This is a genomic window from Streptomyces sp. CB02400 (genome assembly GCF_001905725.1).
Lineage (GTDB): Bacteria > Actinomycetota > Actinomycetes > Streptomycetales > Streptomycetaceae > Streptomyces > Streptomyces atrovirens.
On sequence record NZ_LIWB01000016.1, the window covers coordinates 189,572 to 207,739 of the forward strand.

The following is an 18,168-nucleotide window of genomic DNA, read 5'->3' on the forward strand; positions in this document are numbered from 1 at the left end:
GGCTGATGAGGTCGGCTCACCCGGTCAGGGAGGGCACGGAAGCGGCGGGAGCGTCCGGCGCCGCCATGAGGATGGAGCGCTGCAACCTGCGTACGTGCGCGGAGGGTTCGAGCCCCAGATCGCGTACGAGGGTGGCGCGCAGGCGCTGGTAGGCGTGCAGGGCCTCGCCCCGCCGTCCGGAGCGGTACAGCGCGAGCATGAACTGGGCGTGCAGGTTCTCGTGCGTGCCGTACCGGTTCACCAGCACCGTCAGTTCCGACAGCAGTTCACGGTGCCGGCCGAGCCGCAGCTCCGCCTCGAAGCACTGCTCCAGCGCGCACAGCCGTGATTCCTCCAGCCGCCATGCCTCCGACTGCAGTTGCGCGCCCATGCGGACGTCGGCGAAGGCCTCGCCCGACCAGAGACCGAGGGCCTGTCGCAGCAGCGCGGACGCCTCGGTGAAGTCGCCCGCGTCCATGGCGCGGTAGCCGCGCCCGGCCAGCAGCTCGAACTCCCGGACGTCGCAGCCCCCTTCGCCGCCCGTCAGGCGGTAGCCGCCGGGCAGCGTCATCAGGACGTCCTTCGCCCCGGTGTCCTGGGGCTCCCGGTCGTTCGTTCCCGGCTGCGAGGCCAGAGCGGCGGCGATCAGCTCCCGCAGTTGCAGCACATAGGTCTGCAGCGTCGTGCGGGCGCTGCGGGGCGGGCAGCCGCCCCACAGCTCCTCGGTCAGCACCTCCACCGGCACCAGCCGGTCCACACGCGAGGCGAGCATCGCCAGCACCTGCCGCGGTTTGGGTGCCGTGGGTGTGATCGACACACCCCGCACCTTCACCTCCAGAGCCCCCAAGACCCCGATGTCCACAACTGTCTCCCCTGTTTGCTGTGCAACCTCTCGCCGAAGTAAAAAACAGCACGATCGGTTTGTCAATACACGGAGTGCGCCGAAGAACCAGACTCAATCGGGCATATCGACCACTCTTCTGGCCCGATCGGGGAACATCCTTGCTGATGCGAGACCAGAAAGAGAACGCAATGACTCTTTTGGTGTCGATCAGGGGCGGCCCGGTCCCCCCGGGGTCACACCGCCGGCTCGCAGGCGACGGGCGGGCAGCCGGCGGCGTGCAGGGCGGCCGCGGTCTCCGGCGAGGCGACGCGCGGCAGGAGCAGCCGCCAGAAGCGGGCGACGACGTCCGGCTTCAGCCAGGCCCGGTCCCGCACGCCGAGTGCCTCGAATCCCACGGTCGCCGCCACCACGGCCGTCGCGACGTCGGCACCGCGGATGCCCGCACCGAGCTCCTGCGCCCGCTCGACCTCGTCCAGGATCTCCTCGACCCAGCGCCGCCACTGCTCACGCAGGTTCTCTCCGAGGTCGGGGCCGGAGATGTCCAGAGTGAGGACGAACCCCGCCTGGACCACCGCGTCCCGGTCGAGCCGGTCCACCAGGCGGTAGGTGGACCCGACGAGCCGCGCCAGGGCTCCGCGCCCGCCGTCACCGGGCGCGGAGCCGTTGGCCGCGCACACCTCGTCACGCAGGATGGCGGCGGCCTCCGCCACGACCGCCCGGGCCAGGTCCTGCTTGCCGGCGAAGTGGTGGTGGAGGCCGCCGTAGCTGACCCCGGCCCGCTTGCTGATCCTGCTGAGCGACACCGGCTCGTAGCCCCCTCGGGCGAACTCCTCGCCGGCGGCTCGGACCAACGCCTGCCGAGTGTGCGCCGCTCGTTCCTGCTTCACCATCGAGAAGTCTCCTGATCGCGGGACAGCCGCCCGGCATGACAGTCCGCACACAGGGACCGCGAGCGGATGTGCATCATGGGATCAGTAAACCATCATGACGGTTTATTACGGGAGTCCCCCGCACCGAAAAGGCCGAGGTGGGCCCGGGCGGAAGCCGGAATCAGTCCTCCACCCGGGGCTCTTCCCGGCCCCGAGACCTCATAAGAAACAGTCTAGCTTGTCTTTTTCTGCTCGTGGCCAGGACATACGGACGCCCCGGCGGTCCGCCACTGAGGACGGGACCGCCGGGGCGCCTGCTCCGCCGCCCGGCTTACAACGGGGGATGGTCAGCCGGTCTTGCGACGGAAGATCTTCTTCTGGGGCACCGGGCCGCTCATGCCCTTGGCCTGCAGGCCCCTGTCGCCGTGCGCCTGCCCGGACCGCTGCCGGCGCTGCTTGCGCTCGAGCACTTCCTTGAACTGAAGCTTCAGGTCGGTGTCTGCTGCATTCCGCTTGGTCACGTCAGCCATGCGTCGCTCCTGGGTCGAGAGGAATGGAGTCGAGCGGAACCACCGCTCGAAAAGCGCTTGAGTCTCACTTGAGAATCACCTGACACCCCCTCGAACAAAGCAGTGACCACACGCGCGAAATGCGCGTTCCGGCCACCGCACCCGGTACCTGTCGGCCATGGGAGTCCGTTTCACCGCGTCGCCCTCGAGAGCGAGTCGAGTGATACCGGAACCACCCCTTCATAACCTGTGCGGACACCCCATACTCATGGGGCGTCATTGCGGTGCAATCTCTTCCCGCTTACAGTGTACCGTACTCCCCTTACGTAGTAAGTCAAAGCTTTTGGAAGGGAGCCTCCATGACTGAGGCCTCTGAGCCGCGGACGGCTGCGGAGACGCAGGATCCGGCCGCGGGGCCCGCCCCTCACCCGCAGCGCTGGCTGATCCTGAGCACCCTCTGCCTCGCCGTGCTGCTGGTGTTGCTGGACAACACGGTGCTGACCGTGGCGATCCCCTCGATGACGGAGTCCCTCGGTGCCTCGACCTCGTCGATCCAGTGGGTGATGAACGGCTACACGCTGGCGGTGGGCGGCCTGCTCATGACGACGGGCTCCCTGGCCGACCGGATCGGGCGCCGCAAGGCGCTCCTGATCGGCGTGGCGCTGTTCACCCTCTGTTCCGGTGTGGCCTCGATGGCCGACAGCCCGGCACAGTTGATCGCGGGACGGGTCGGCATGGGCGTGGGCGCCGCGCTGCTGATGCCCAGCACCCTGGCCGTCCTCATGCAGGTGTTCGACGAGAAGGAACGGCCGAAGGCCATCGGCGTGTGGACCGGTGTGGCCGCGGCGGCCGTGGCCCTCGGGCCCGTGGCCGGCGGCTTCATGCTCGACCACTTCTGGTGGGGTTCCGTCCTGCTGATCAACGTGCCGATCGGGCTCGCCGCGCTGATCTCGATGATCATCCTGGTCCCCGAGTCGCGCGACCCGCAGGTCCGCCGGACCGATGTCCCCGGTGTGGCACTGTCCATCCTGATGAGCGTCGGCCTGGTGTACGCGATCATCTCCGTGCCGGAGCACGGCTGGAGCTCCCCGCAGACGCTGATCCCCTTCGTGGTCGGCGCGGTGGCGCTGGTCTCCTTCACGTACTGGGAGCGCCGCTGCGAGGAACCGATGCTGGACGTGGCCCTCTTCAGGAACCCCGCGTTCAGCGGGGCCGTCGGCAGCACGGCGCTGACCTACCTCGCGCTCGCCGGCTCGCTGTTCCTGTTCACCCAGTACCTGCAGTTCGTCCTGGACTACAGCCCGCTGGAGGCCGGCCTCGGCGTCGTGCCCATGGCACTCGCGCTCATGGTGATGACGCCGTTCGGCCCGAAGATCGCGGAGAAGATCGGCACTCCCGCCACGATGGCCACGGGTCTGGCCGTGATGGGTGCCGGTCTGGTGACACTGAGCTTCCTGGGCGAGGGTTCCGGCTACTCCCTGGCCCTGGCCGGACTGGCCGTGATGGGCGCGGGCGCCGGTATCGCCATGCCGACCGCGTCGACCGCCATGGTGAGCGCGATTCCGGTGGAACGCGCCGGGGTGGCCGGCGGGCTCAACTCCACGATGCAGGAGTTCGGCAGTGCCTGTGGTGTGGCCGTGATGGGCAGTCTCGCCGCCGGGCTGTTCGCCTCGCGCCTGCCGGACGCCATTCCTGACGAGGCGACGCACTCCATCGGGCAGGCCCTGGGCGTGGCCGCCGCCGGCGAGGACCCGTCACAGCTCGTCGAGCAGGTGAGGGACGCGTTCGTCTCCGGCTTCTCGGCGAGCATGCGCATCGGTGCCGCGGCCGCCGTCGCCGCCGGTGTGGTGGCCTGGGCGCTGCTGCGCAGGAACTCGGTCCCGCCCGAGGAGGCCGCGACGCAGTCCGCCGAGGCCACGGCGCAGGCGCCTGTTCCAGGGGCCGAGAAGACGCCGGACACCACGGGCGTATCTTGATCCCATGTCGCGCAACCTTCCCGAACCGCGCCTGGACAGCATCTGGCTGTCCAGGCCGGCCCGGCGGCCGCCCAGCGGTCAGAATCCACTGAGCCGTGATCAGATCGTCGCGGCGGCTGTCCGTCTGCTCGACCGGGAAGGCCTCGGTGCCCTCTCCATGCGACGCCTCGCCGCCGAGCTCGGTGTCGCGGCGATGTCCTTGTACTGGCACGTCCCCACCAAGGACGCGGTGCTCGAATTCGCCCTCGACGAGGCGTTCGGCGAGCTGGACCTGACGCCCAAGCCGGACGCCGACTGGGGCGAGCAGATCGAGCACATCTCCCAGGACCTGCGCCGCATCATCCGTGAACACCCCTGGACCAGCCAGCTCGCCGGCAGCTTCGCACTCGTCGGCCCGAACTCTCTGGCGATGCACGAGCAGCTCACCGTGCTCGCCGAGGCGGGCGGATTCGCCCCGCCCGACGCCTACCGTGCGGCGGGCACCCTGGTGAACTTCGTCCTCGGGTTCGCGGCGGACGAGGTGAAATGGATCCTGAAAATGCGTGAGACGGATCTCCAGCCGGACGACATCAAGGAGATCTGGCTGTCGCCGGTGCTCGAACTCGTCGGCGGCGCCTACCCGCGCATGCGGGCCAACCTGGAGGCCGGGGAGTCCCGGGCCTGGGACGACCACTTCGAGTTCGGCCTGAGTTTCATGATCGCCGGCATGCGCGCCAAAGGAACCAAGAAGAACTGAGAACCGCTCGAAAAGTGATTGATTTCTTTTCGAGCAGTTCTTGAGCGCGCGCCTCCGGCCAGAACGACATTGACGGCGGGGAGGGTCTGCTGTCACACTGTTCGAACAGGCGTGGTGTGCCATAATTCAAAACACACCACCGAAATACTCATAGAATTGCCTCAAGAGCCGTATCGCCCCTTGGCGATACGGCTCTCTTGCGTTTCCAGTACCCGCCGTAGGGAAAAGTGACGGAGTCGAGTCGAATGACGGATGTGAACAGGCCCGGGAACGATGACCGCCTGCGTCGCGCGATGGCCGCGGTGCTGCAGCTTCAGCAGCGCAACGCCGAGCTGGAGGAACAGCGCACCGAACCGATCGCGATCGTGTCGATGGCCTGTCGTTTCCCCGGCGGGATCGCCGACCCCGAGGAGTACTGGGACCTGCTGAACGAAGGACGGGACGCCATCGGCGGTTTCCCCGCCCGGTGGGACGCCCTGGACCTGTACGACCCGACGCCGCAGACCCCCGGAAAGTCCTACGCCCGTGAGGGCGGGTTCATCGACGACGTCGAGGGTTTCGACGCGGAGTTCTTCGGCGTCCCTCCGCGCGAGGCGCAGTCGATGGACCCGCAGCAGCGGATCGTGCTGGAGACCGCGTGGGAGGCTCTGGAGCGGGCCGGAATACGTCCGGAGTCGCTGAGCGGCAGCCGGACGGGCGTCTATCTCGGCGCCATGCGCTCGGACTACGCGGACGACCAGACCGGTTTCGACTACCTGGACGGCTACCAGGGCACCGGTGTCTCCAGCAGCGTCATCTCCGGCCGTGTCTCCTACGTCCTGGGACTCCAGGGCCCCGCCGTGACCATAGACACGGCCTGCTCGTCCTCTCTCGTCGCCCTGCACTCCGCGGTGGGCGCGCTGCGCAGCGGCGAGTGCGACACCGCCCTCGCCGGCGGTGTCACCGTCATGAGCACGCCTGTGCTGTTCGTGGAGTCCAGCCAGTTCAAGGGCATGGCCGCCGACGGCCGCTGCAAGAGCTTCTCCGCCGACGCCGACGGCGCAGGCTGGTCGGAGGGCGCGGGCATGCTGGTCCTGAAGCGCCTCTCCGACGCCCAGCGCGACGGTGACCGTGTGCTGGCCGTGATCCGTGGCAGCGCCGTCAACCAGGACGGCCGCAGCCAGGGCCTGACCGTTCCCAACGGGCCCTCGCAGCAGCGTGTGGTGCAGGAGGCCCTCGCGACGGCGCGTCTCACGCCGGACGACATCGACGCGATCGAGGCGCACGGTACCGGCACGACCCTCGGCGACCCGATCGAGGCCGGGGCGCTCGCGGAGGTCTTCGGACCCACCCGCGCCCAGGACCACCCTCTCTACCTGGGTTCGTCCAAGTCGAACATCGGCCACGCCCAGGCAGCCGCCGGCGTCGCGGGCGTCATGAAGATGGTGCTGGCGTTGCAGCACGAGACCCTGCCCAAGACCCTGCACGCGGACGAGCCCAGCCCGCACATCCAGTGGGACGGTTCCGGCCTGGAACTGCTGCGGGAAGCCCGTCCGTGGGAGCGCGGCGAGCGGACACGGCGGGCCGGCGTCTCGTCGTTCGGCATCAGCGGTACCAACGCGCATGTGGTGATCGAGGAGGCGCCCGCCGTCGAGGCGCCGGAGACCGCTGAGGCTCCTCGGCTTCCGGTGCCGGTCGTGGTGTCGGGCCGCAGCGAGGCGGCACTGCGGGAGCAGGCGGGCCGCTGGGCCAACTGGCTGGAGGCCCACGACCAGGTGTCGCTGACGGATGTGGCCGCCACCGCGGCGCTGCACCGCACCCACTTCGACTCCCGGGCCGCCGTGCTGGCCGAGTCGGTCGAGCAGGCCGTGGAGACCCTGCGCGCCATCGCCGAGGGCCAGCCGCACGAGCAGGCGGTGACCGGGACGGCCCAGCCGCGCGGGAAGACCGTCTTCGTCTACCCCGGGCAGGGCAGTCAGTGGGTCGGCATGGGCCGTGACCTGCTCACCCAGTCCCCGGTCTTCGCCGAGACCATCGACGCCTGCGACACCGCGTTGAGGCCCTTCACCGGCTGGTCGGTGCGCGAGGTCCTCACCGGCGATGGAGGCGACCACCCGCCCCACGACCGGGTCGACGTCGTCCAGCCCGCCCTGTTCGCCATGGGCGTGGCCCTGTCCGCCCTCTGGCGCTCCCACGGCATCGAACCGGACGCGGTCATCGGCCACTCCCAGGGCGAAGTCGTCGCCGCCGTCGTCGCCGGCGCGCTGACGCTGGAGCAGGGCGCGCAGATCGTCGCCCAGCGCTCCCAGGCCGTCCTGGCCTGCTCCGGCAGCGGCGGCATGGCCCTCATCGAACGCCCGCAGGCCGAGGTCGCAGAGTTCATCGCCCCCTACGGCGAAGCCCTCTCCATCGCCGCCATCAACACCTCCACGTCCACGGTCATCTCCGGCGAAGCCGACGCCATCAACGAGATCGTCACCCGCCTCACCGACGACGGCGTCTACGCCCGCAAGGTCAACGTCGACTACGCCTCCCACCACGCCCACATGGACCCCCTCCTGCCCGACCTCCAGGCAGGCTTCACCAACATCACCCCCACCCAGACCCACACCGCCTTCTACTCCACCGTCACCGGACAGCCCACCGACGGAACCGACCTCGACGGCACCTACTGGTGCCGCAACCTGCGCGAGACCGTCCGCTTTGACCAGGCCCTCACCCACCTCCTGGCCGACCACCACACCACCTACATCGAGATCAGCGCCCACCCCGTGCTGTCGATGCCCCTCACCAACACCGCCACCGAACACAACGCCATCGTGGTCGGCACCCTCACCCGCAACCACGGCACCCTGACCCAACTCCTGCGCAACCTCAGCCTGCTCCACGTCCAAGGCCACCCCACCGACTGGACCCACACCCTCCCCACCCCCACCGGCCCGGCAGCCCTGCCCACCTACCCCTTCCAACACGAACACTTCTGGCCGGACGACCTCGACGGCGGGGCCGACGTGACGGCCGCGGGGCTCGGGGCGGCGGGGCATCCGCTGCTCAAGGCCGGGGTGGATCTGCCGGGCTCCGGTGGGGTGCTGCTGACCGGGCGGCTCGCGCGTGGCAGCCAGCGCTGGCTCGGTGACCACCAGGTGATGGGGTCGGTGCTGCTGCCCGGCACCGCGTTCGTGGAGCTGGCCCTGCGGGCCGGTGACCATGTCGGGTGCGGGCACCTGGAGGAACTCACGCTGCAGGCGCCGTTGCGGCTGCCCGAGCGCGGCGGCGTGCAGGTGCAGGTCGTCGTGGGCGAGGTCGACGAGGACGGCCGCCGGGCCGTGAAGGTCTTCTCCCGGGCCGAGGACGCCGACCCGTCGGAGCAGTGGGCGCACAACGCCGACGGCACCCTGGCCCGTGAGCTGCCGGAGCCGGCGTTCGAGTCGGTCCAGTGGCCTCCGGCGGGGGCCGAGCCTGTCACGGTGGAGGGCTTCTACGAGGCGGCGGCGCGGGGCGGGCTGGAGTACGGGCCCGCGTTCCAGGGTCTGTCGGCGGTGTGGCGGAAGGGCGACGAGGTATACGCCGAGGTCGAGTTGCCGGCCGAACAGCACGCCGAGGCAGCTCGGTTCGGTGTGCATCCGGCGCTGCTCGACGCCGTACTGCACGCGGCCGGGTTCGGTCCGCTGACGGCCGAGGAGGGCCGGCCGTGGCTGCCGTTCGCCTGGTCGGGAGTGGCACTGCACGCGGTGGGTGCCACCTCGGTGCGGGCGCGCATCTCGCCGGTGGGCGCCGGGTCGGTGCGGGTGGAGCTGGCCGACCGGTCGGGCAACCCCGTCGCCTCGGTCGATTCGCTGGTGGCCCGTCGGATGACGGCGGGACAGCTCGCCGACGTCGCCCAGCGCGGTTCGGGGTCCCTGTACCGCCTCGACTGGTCGCCGGTGCCTGCCGCCGACGCCCCCGGCGGGGCGCGGTGCGCGGTGGTGGGCCAGGGGGCCGAGGATGCCGCCGTGTCGCTGCGGTCCGCGGGCTGGGAGTGCGCGGTGTACCCGGACGTGGCCGCTCTCGCCGAGCGGGCGGAGGAGGCGGGTGGGCTGCCCGAGGCCGTCTTCGCGCCCTTCCTGCCCGATGCGGAGGCCGAGTTCGGTGCCGATGTCGTGCACGCGAAGGTCGTCGAGGCGCTGGAGCTGGTGCGCCGCTGGGCGGCGGACGAGCGGTTCGCCTCGTCCCGGCTGGTGCTCCTGACCCGTGGCGCGGTGGCCGTCGGCTCCGGACCGCGGGATCTGGCCGGTGCCGCGGTGTGGGGTCTGGTGCGGTCCGCGCAGTCCGAGCACCCCGGCCGGTTCGGTCTGGTCGACCTGGACCCCGCTGTCGGTCCCGAGGGTGCGGACGAGTCCTGGCGGGCCCTGGAGAGCGCACCGTTCGCCGTGCAGGAGCAGCTGGCGCTGCGCGACGGTGACCGGCTCACGCCGCTGCTGGCCGCGGTACCCCACGAGCCGCTGACGCCGCCCGCCGGTGAGGCCGTGTGGCAGCTCGCCCCGGGCAAGGGAGGTCTGGCCGATCTGTCGCTGGTGCCGTTCCCGCAGGCCGCCGAGGAGCTGGCGGCCGGGCAGGTGCGGATCTCGGTACGGGCCGCGGGCCTGAACTTCCGGGACGTGCTGATCGCGCTGGGTACGTACCCCGACGAGGGGCACATCGGCAGCGAGGCCGCCGGTGTGGTCCTGGAGGTCGCCCCGGACGTGACCGGGCTGGCGCCCGGTGACCGTGTTCTCGGCATGGTCGACCGGTCGTTCGGGCCGGTGGCCGTCGCCGACGCGCGGATGGTCGTGCCGATGCCGCGGGGCTGGTCGTTCGAGCAGGCCGCCGCCGTGCCGATCGCCTACCTCACGGCCTACTACGGGCTGGTCGACCTCGCCGGGCTGCGGGCCGGGGAGAAGGTGCTCGTGCACGCCGCGGCGGGCGGTGTGGGCACCGCGGCCGTGCGGATCGCCCGGCACCTGGGCGCAGAGGTCTACGGCACCGCGTCACCCGGCAAGCACGCCGCGCTGCGCGCCGCGGGCTTCGACGACGCGCACCTGGCGTCCTCACGGGACCTGGACTTCGAGGGGGAGTTCCTGCGTGCCACGGACGGCGAGGGCATGGACGTCGTCCTGGACTCGCTGGCCGGTGACTTCGTGGACGCGTCGCTGCGGCTGCTGCCGCGCGGCGGCCGGTTCATCGAGATGGGCAAGACCGACATCCGTTCGGCCGACGAGGTGGCGCGGGACCGGCCCGGTGTCTCCTACCGGGCGTTCGACCTGATCGAGGCGGGCCCGCAGCGGCTCGGCGAGATGCTCACCGAGGTGGTGGGGCTGCTGGCGGACGGCGGGCTGGAGCAGCTGCCGGTGCGCGCACTGAGCCTGCTCCAGGCGCCCGAGGCGTTCCGGCTGCTGGCGCAGGCGCAGCAGATCGGCAAGATCGTGCTGACCGTGCCCCGCGCGCTCGACCCCGACGGCACGGTGCTGCTCACCGGCGCCACCGGCGCGATCGGCGCCCTGGTGGCCCGTCACCTGGTGACCCGGCACGGGGTCAGGCACCTTCTCCTGACCAGCCGCAGCGGCATGGCCGCGGCCGGTGCGCCGGAGCTGCTCGCCGAACTGGCCGCGCTCGGGGCCGAAGTGAACCTGGTGGCCTGCGACACGGCCGACCGGGACAGCCTGGCGGCACTGCTCGCCGGGGTCGACCCGGCGCACCCGCTGACCGGGGTGGTGCACTCGGCCGGTGTCCTCGACGACTGTGTGCTGGACGCCCTCACCCCCGAGCGGGTCGCCCGGGTGCTGCGGCCGAAGGTGGACGCGGCGTGGAACCTGCACGAGCTGACCCGGGACGCGGACCTCGCGGCCTTCGTGCTGTTCTCCTCGATGGCGGGCACCGTGGGCTCCGCGGGCCAGGCCAACTACGCGGCGGCCAACGTCTTCCTGGACGCCCTCGCCCAGCACCGCGCGGCGTCGGGGCTGCCCGGCCACTCGCTGGCCTGGGGCCCGTGGGACCTTCGGGACAGCAGCACGATGATGCGGGACGTCGGCGACAGCGATCTCGCCCGGATCGCCCGGACGGGTCTGGTGCTGCTGCCCGCGCAGGACGGCCTGGTGCTGTTCGACGCGGCCCTCGTCTCGACCGAGGCCGCGACCGTGCCGGTGCAGTGGGACTTCCGGCGGCTGAAGGCCCGTGCCGCCGCCGGTGACCTGCCGCCGGTGCTGCGGCGTCTGGGCGGCACCGTGCGCCGTACCGCCGCGGGTGGTGCCGTCGCGGCCGGCGACTCGGCGCTGCGCGGCCGGCTCGCCGCGCTCTCCGCCGCCGACGCGGAGCGGACACTGGCCGGCCTGGTGTGCGAGCACGCCGCGGCGGTGCTCGGGCACACCGGTGCCCAGGCGGTCCGGGACGACTCGGTGTTCAAGGTGCTCGGGTTCGACTCGCTGACGGCGGTCGACCTGCGCAACCGGCTGAGCGTGGTCACGGGCCTGAATCTGCCCGCCACCCTGGTCTTCGACTATCCGACGCCGCAGGTCCTCGCCCGGCACCTGGCCGGGGAGCTCCTCGGTGGCCGTGCCGAGGCGCCGGCCGCGGTGCCGGCGGCGGTCGCGGACGAGGACGACCCGGTCGTGATCGTCGGCATGGCCTGCCGCTACCCGGGCGGCATCACCGATCCGGACGGCCTGTGGGACCTGGTCGCCGAGGGCCGCGACGGCATCGCCGCGTTCCCCACGGACCGGGGATGGGCGGCCGGCGAAGGCGCCGACTACACCCGTCAGGGCGGGTTCCTGGCGGGGGCCGCGGAGTTCGACCCGGCGTTCTTCGGGATCAGCGCGCGTGAGGCGCTGGCGATGGACCCGCAGCAGCGTCTGCTGCTGGAGACGACCTGGGAGACCCTGGAGCGGGCCGGGATCGAGCCGGGCGCGCTGCGCGGCACGTCCGTCGGCGTGTTCGTCGGCGGTGCGTCGACGGGCTACGGCACGGAGGCGGACCTGGCGCGCGCCGGCGTCGAGGGGCACATGATGACCGGTGTCTCCAGCAGTGTGATGTCCGGTCGCCTCGCCTACGTCTTCGGGCTGGAGGGCCCGGCGGTGACGGTGGACACGGCGTGCTCGTCGTCGCTGGTCGCGCTGCATCTGGCGGCGCAGGCGGTGCGCTCCGGCGAGTGCTCGCTGGCGCTCGCCGGCGGTGTGCAGGTGATGGTGACGCCGTCGGTGTTCGACGAGTTCGACAAGCAGAAGGGGCTGGCGCCGAACGCCCGTTGCAAGCCGTACGCGGACGCCGCCGACGGCACCGGGTTCTCCGAGGGCGTGGGCATGCTGCTCGTGGAACGCCTGTCGCAGGCGCGGGCCCAGGGGCATCCCGTGCTCGCCGTGGTGCGGGGCACGGCCGTCAACTCCGACGGCGCGTCCAACGGCCTGACCGCCCCCAACGGGCCCTCGCAGCAGCGGGTGATCCGGCAGGCCCTCGCGGGTGCCGGGCTCACGCCGGGCGATGTGGACGTCGTCGAGGGCCATGGGACGGGCACCCGGCTCGGTGATCCGATCGAGGCGCAGGCGCTGCTGGCCACCTACGGCCGGGACCGGCCGGAGGACCGGCCGCTGTACCTGGGTTCGATCAAGTCCAACATCGGTCACACACAGTCGGCCGCCGGCGTCGCGGGCATCATCAAGATGGTGCAGGCCATGCGGCACGGGGTGCTGCCGAAGACCCTGCACGTCGACCGGCCGACCTCACACGTCGACTGGTCGTCGGGCGCGATCCGGCTGCTCACCGAGGCGCTGCCCTGGGAGAGCGAGGACCGTCCGCGGCGGGCCGCGGTGTCCTCGTTCGGGGTGAGCGGCACCAACGCGCACGTGCTGCTCGAACAGGCACCGCCCGCGCCCGAGCCCGCCCCGGAGACGGCGGCCCCGTGCGGCGTCCTGCCGTGGGTGCTGTCGGCACGCTCGGCCGACGCGCTGCGCGCGCAGGCCGAGCGGCTCCTCGGGCACGTGGACGCGCACGACGAGGTGTCGGCGGCCCGGGTCGCGGGCGCCCTGGCCTCGGGCCGCGCCGCCTTCGAACACCGGGCGGTCGTGGTCGGCGCGGGCCGCGGCGAGCTGCGCGAGCGGCTCGCGGCGCTGGCGGCGGGGGAACCCGTGCCGGGGGTCGTGCAGGGCACCGCGACCGTGCCGGACCGGACCGTGTTCGTCTTCTCCGGGCAGGGCAGCCAGTGGCACGCCATGGGCCGGGAACTGCTGGAGCGCAGCCCGGCGTTCGAAGAGACCGTCGCCGCCTGCGACGCGGCCTTCACGCCGGTGACCGGCTGGTCCGTCCGGGAACTGCTGCGTGGTGAACTGCCCGCCGCCGACTACCCGCTGGAACGGATCGACATCGCGCAGCCGGCGCTGTTCACGATGTTCGTGTCGCTGGCGGCGGTCTGGCGTGAGCTGGGTGTGCGGCCGGACGCGGTGGTCGGGCACAGCCAGGGCGAGGTCGCCGCGGCCGTGGTCGCGGGGGCGCTCACCCTCCAGGAGGGGGCCCGCATCATCGCTCTGCGCAGCCGCGCGCTGCACCGTGACGGGGGCGGCGGCGAGATGGCGTTCGTCGAGCTGCCGCTGGCCGAGCTCCGTGAGCGCATCGCGGGCTACGGCGAGCGCATCGCCGTGGCCGCCGTGAACACCCCGCGCTCGGTGACGGTGTCCGGCGACACCGACGCGATCGTCGACCTGCTGATCGAGCTCGACGACGACGACATCGTCTGCGGCCGGCTGAACGCCTCGTGCGCCTCGCACAGCCGCCACATGGACCCGCTGCTGCCCGAGCTGCAGGCGCAGCTGTCCGGGCTGGCACCGCGGGACACCTCCGTCGCGTTCTACTCGGCGGTGACCGGCGCGCCGATCGCCACCAGCGGTCTGGACGCGGCCTACTGGAGCCGCAACCTGCGGGAGACCGTGCGGTTCGAGGAGGCCACGCGGGCGCTGCTCGCCGACGGATACGGGCTGTTCCTCGAGGTGTCCCCGCACCCGGCCCTGATCATGGGGGTGCAGGACACGGTGCAGGACGCCGGGGCGGACGCCGTCGCGGTGGGGACGCTGCGGCGTGGTGAGGGCGGACCGGAACGGTTCGTGCTGTCGCTGGCGGAGGCGTACGCCGCGGGCGTCCGCGTCGACTGGACCGCGCTGCTGCCGGCCGCCGAACACGCGGAGTTGCCCACCTACCCGTTCCAGCGGCAGCGGTACTGGCTGCCGCCGAAGCCGGCGGTGCGGGACGCGGGCGCCGTCGGCCTGGGTGCTCTCGGCCACCCGCTGCTCGCCGCCGAGGTGACGTCGCCGCGCTCCGGGTCGGTGGTGCTCACCGGCAGGCTGTCGACGGCCGCGCAGCCCTGGCTGGGCGAGAGGCGGGTGCACGGGCGGACGGTGCTGCCGGACGCCGCGTTCGTGGAGCTGGTCGCACAGGCCGGGGACAGGGCCGGCCTCGACCGGATCGAGGACCTCGCGCTGCACGAGCCGCTGGTGCTCCCCGAGGGCGCGGGCGGACCGGGCGACGGGGTGCATCTGCACGTGGTCGTGGGCGAGGGGTCCACGTCCGGGGGCCGTCCGGTCGACGTGTACTCCCGCGCCGAGGGCGCGGCCGAGGACGCGTGGGTCCACCACGCCTCCGGGACGCTGGGCCGGGCGGCGGGAGCGCCCTCCTTCGACCTGGCGGCCTGGCCGCCCCCGGAGGCGCGGCCCGTCGCCGTGGACGAGTGGTACGAGGCGTCGGCGGACGGCGGCCTGGAGCTCGGCCCGGTGCTGCGGACCGTACGGGCCGCCTGGCGGCGCGGCGACGAGTTGTTCGCCGAGGCCGAGCTGGCGCAGGACCTGCACGCGGACGCCGGTGCGTTCGTGCTGCATCCGGTGCTGCTGGAAGCGGCGCTGCACCCGCTGTGGCACCAGGAGGCCGCCGCCGACGGGCGGCCGCGGGGTGTCGCCCGGGTGCGCGGTGCCGAACTGCACGCGCGGGGCGCGACGACGGTCCGGGTGCGGATCGCGCCCGCGGCGGGCGCGGCGGAGGTCGCCGTCGAGGTGGCCGACGCGTCGGGCCGCCCGGTCGCCTCGATCGCGGTGCTGGAGTCCCGGGAGATCGCCGCGGGCAGGCTTGCCGACGGTGCTTCGCGCGGTGGCGCGCTGCACCGGCTGGACTGGACGGCCGTGCCGACAGCCCCGGCCGGATCGCCGGTGGAGTGCGCGGTCGTGGGCTCCGCGGCCGGGCCGGTGACGTCCGCGCTGGACGGCGCGGGCTGGTCGGTGCGGCATCGTGCCGGTCTGGAGGAGCTCGCGGGGGCGGACGACGACGTCCCGCCGGTGGTGTTCGTGCCGGTAGGGGCGGACGCCTCGGCCGAACCGACCGCCGAGACACGGCGGGTGACGGCGTCGGTCCTCGCCACGCTCCAGGAGTGGCTGGCCGGGGAGCGGTTCGCCGCGTCCCGTCTGGTCGTCGTCACCCGGGGTGCGGTCGACGCCGGCGCGGGTGCCCCGGACCCGGCCACGGCGGCCGTGTGGGGTCTGGTGCGGTCGGCGCAGACGGAGCATCCGGGCCGTTTCGCGCTGCTGGACCTGCCCAGGGGCGAGGCTTCAGCCGGTGACGGGGACGCTCGGCCGTTGCCGGCCGGTGTGCCGTTCGACACGGAGACGCAGTTCGCGCTGCGGGCGGGCGAGGTGCTCGTGCCCCGGCTCACGATGGTGACCGAGGCCGTGACGGAACCCGCCGGGGGCGGTCGTCCGTTCGCGCCGGAGGGCACGGTGCTCGTCACCGGCGGCACCGGAACGCTGGGCGCGCTGGTGGCCCGGCACCTGGTGACCGCGCACGGGGTGCGGCACCTGGTGCTGACCGGCCGCCGGGGCCCCGACGCGCCCGCCGCGCGGCGGCTGGGCGCCGATCTGACGGAACTCGGCGCCGACGTACGGGTCGTGGCCTGCGACGTGGCGGACCGGGCGGCGGTCGCGGACCTGCTGGACGGTATCGACGCGGCGCACCCGCTGACGGGTGTGGTGCACCTGGCGGGCGCCCTGGACGACACCGTCGTGGAGTCGCTGACGCCTGAGCGCCTCGACGCCGTGCTGCGGCCGAAGGCGGACGGCGCCTGGCATCTGCACGAGCTGACCCGAGAGCTGCCGCTGGCGGCGTTCGTGCTCTTCTCGTCCATGGCGGGCACGCTCGGAGCGGCCGGCCAGGGCAACTACGCGGCGGCGAACGTGTTCCTGGACGCCCTCGCCGCGCACCGGCGTGCCCAGGGCCTGCCCGCGCACGCCCTGGGCTGGGGCTTCTGGCAGGAGGCCAGTGACCTGACCGCGCGGCTGGGCGAACGGGATCTGGCCCGTATGGCGAAGGCCGGCATCCTCCCGCTCGCCTCCGAGCAGGGGCTGGCGCTGCTGGACGCGGCGCTCACCCGGCCGGAGGCGGCGCTGCTGCCCACCCGGTGGGAGCCGCGCCGCCTGCGGGAGCTGGCCGCGGCCGGTGCGCTGCCGCCGGTGCTCCGGGGGCTGTCCGGGACGGTGGTGCGCCGTACCGCCGCGTCCGCTCCGGCCGGCGCCGCGGGTTCGGCGCTGCTGGACCGGCTCGCCGGGCTCGCCCGGAAGGAGGCGACGGCCGTGCTGGCGGATCTGGTCCGCTCGCACGCGACGGCCGTGCTCGGCGCGCAGTCCGCGGCGGCGGTCGAGGAGAACCGGGCGTTCAAGGACGTCGGCTTCGACTCGCTGACCTCGGTGGAGCTGCGCAACCGGCTGGCGGCGGCGACGGGCCTGACGCTGCCGTCGACGCTCGTCTTCGACCATCCGACGCCCGCCGTGCTCGCCGCTCACCTGTACACCGAGGTGACCGGCGTGCGGTCCCGGGCGGCCGCTCCGGTGGTGGCCGCCGTCGCGGACGACAGCGACCCGGTCGTGATCGTCGGCATGGCCTGCCGCTATCCGGGCGGCATCACCGACCCGGACGGCCTGTGGGAGCTGGTCGCCGAGGGCCGTGACGCCATCGGCGGCATGCCCGAGGACCGCGGCTGGGACCTGGAGAACCTCTACGACCCGGACCCGGCCAACCCGGGCACCTCGTACACGCGTGAGGGCGGTTTCCTGTACGGCGCCGCGGACTTCGACCCGGCGTTCTTCGGGATCAGCCCGCGTGAGGCGCTGGCGATGGACCCGCAGCAGCGTCTGCTGCTGGAGACCGCGTGGGAGACCCTGGAGCAGAGCGGGATCGACCCGGCGTCCCTGCGGGGCAGCCGTACCGGCGTGTTCGTCGGCAGCATCAGCCAGGACTACGTGTCCGGGGTGGCGAAGGCGTCGGACGAGGTGCAGGGCCATCTGATGACGGGCAACACCAGCAGCGTCGTCTCCGGCCGCGTGTCGTACACCCTCGGTTTCGAGGGCCCGGCGGTGACGGTGGACACGGCGTGCTCGTCGTCGCTGGTCGCGCTGCATCTGGCGGCGCAGGCGGTGCGCTCCGGCGAGTGCTCGCTGGCGCTCGCCGGCGGTGTGACGGTGATGGCGACGCCGGCCACGTTCATCGGGTTCTCCCGGCAGCGGGGCCTCGCGCCGGACGCGCGCTGCAAGGCGTTCGCGGACACGGCCGACGGCACCGGGTTCTCCGAGGGCGTGGGCATGCTGCTCGTGGAGCGGCTGTCGGACGCCCGCCGGCTCGGGCACGACGTGCTGGCGGTGGTGCGGGGTTCGGCGGTCAACCAGGACGGCGCGTCCAACGGTCTGACCGCTCCGAACGGGCCCTCGCAGCAGCGGGTCATCCAGCAGGCCCTGGCGGGCGCCGGGCTCACGCCGGGCGATGTGGACGTCGTCGAGGCGCACGGCACGGGCACCCGGCTCGGTGATCCGATCGAGGCGCAGGCGCTGCTGGCCACCTACGGCCGGGACCGGCCGGAGGACCGGCCGCTGTACCTGGGTTCCATCAAGTCCAACATCGGTCACACGCAGGCGGCGGCCGGTGTCGCGGGCGTCATCAAGATGGTGCAGGCCATGCGGCACGGGGTGCTGCCGAAGACCCTGCACGTCGACCGGCCCACGACGGAGGTCGACTGGTCGGCGGGGCAGGTGGCCCTGCTGACGGAGGCCCGGGAGTGGTCGGACACCGAGCGTGCGCGGCGCGCCGCGGTGTCGTCGTTCGGGATCAGCGGTACGAACGCGCACATCGTCCTGGAGCAGGCTCCGGCGGCGGAGGAGTCACCGGACGAGCCGGGGACGCCGCTTCCGGTGATCCCGTGGGCGGTGTCGGGGAAGACCGCGGCGGCGCTGCGGGACCAGGCGGCCCGTCT

The 18,168-nt window shown here is 72.8% G+C and carries 6 protein-coding genes; 3 read left to right on the plus strand and 3 right to left on the minus strand.

The genetic code is table 11. The features are described from left to right. Positions 1-16: 16 nt before the first annotated feature. From AMK33_RS30990 to AMK33_RS31000, 3 genes are all read right to left on the minus strand, one after another. Positions 17-841, minus strand: coding sequence for an AfsR/SARP family transcriptional regulator (locus AMK33_RS30990; protein WP_073936312.1), 825 nt, complete (start codon positions 839-841; stop codon positions 17-19). A 215-nt stretch (positions 842-1,056) separates the two neighbouring features. Continuing rightward, positions 1,057-1,713: a TetR/AcrR family transcriptional regulator gene (locus tag AMK33_RS30995; protein WP_073936313.1), complete on the minus strand. Its 657-nt coding sequence runs from the start codon at positions 1,711-1,713 to the stop codon at positions 1,057-1,059. Between the two features lie 326 nt (positions 1,714-2,039). Further along, positions 2,040-2,222 carry a DUF5302 domain-containing protein gene (locus AMK33_RS31000; RefSeq protein ID WP_073936314.1) on the minus strand — a complete coding sequence of 61 codons (183 nt, stop codon included), beginning with the start codon at positions 2,220-2,222 and terminating at the stop codon, positions 2,040-2,042. Positions 2,223-2,560: 338 nt separating this feature from the next. Here AMK33_RS31000 and AMK33_RS31005 point away from each other — a divergent pair, with 338 nt between their 5' ends. The 3 genes from AMK33_RS31005 to AMK33_RS44185 all read left to right on the plus strand — a co-directional run. Then, a complete protein-coding gene (locus tag AMK33_RS31005) occupies positions 2,561-4,177 on the plus strand; it encodes an MFS transporter (protein ID WP_079195032.1) in 1,617 nt (538 codons plus the stop codon). A gap of 4 nt (positions 4,178-4,181) precedes the next feature. Continuing rightward, complete coding sequence (locus AMK33_RS31010) at positions 4,182-4,913, plus strand: TetR/AcrR family transcriptional regulator (RefSeq protein WP_079195033.1); 732 nt, start codon at positions 4,182-4,184, stop codon at positions 4,911-4,913. Between the two features lie 245 nt (positions 4,914-5,158). Then, a partial coding sequence (locus tag AMK33_RS44185; RefSeq protein ID WP_073936315.1) for a type I polyketide synthase occupies positions 5,159-18,168 on the plus strand: 13,010 nt, incomplete at its 3' end.

Excerpts from the sequence above, each read along its gene's own strand:
- AMK33_RS30995 (WP_073936313.1), bottom strand. The coding sequence starts at position 1,713 with ATGGTGAAGCAGGAACGAGCGGCGCACACTCGGCAGGCGTTGGTCCGA.
- AMK33_RS31000 (WP_073936314.1), bottom strand. The coding sequence starts at position 2,222 with ATGGCTGACGTGACCAAGCGGAATGCAGCAGACACCGACCTGAAGCTT.
- AMK33_RS31005 (WP_079195032.1), top strand. The coding sequence starts at position 2,561 with ATGACTGAGGCCTCTGAGCCGCGGACGGCTGCGGAGACGCAGGATCCG.
- AMK33_RS31010 (WP_079195033.1), top strand. The coding sequence starts at position 4,182 with ATGTCGCGCAACCTTCCCGAACCGCGCCTGGACAGCATCTGGCTGTCC.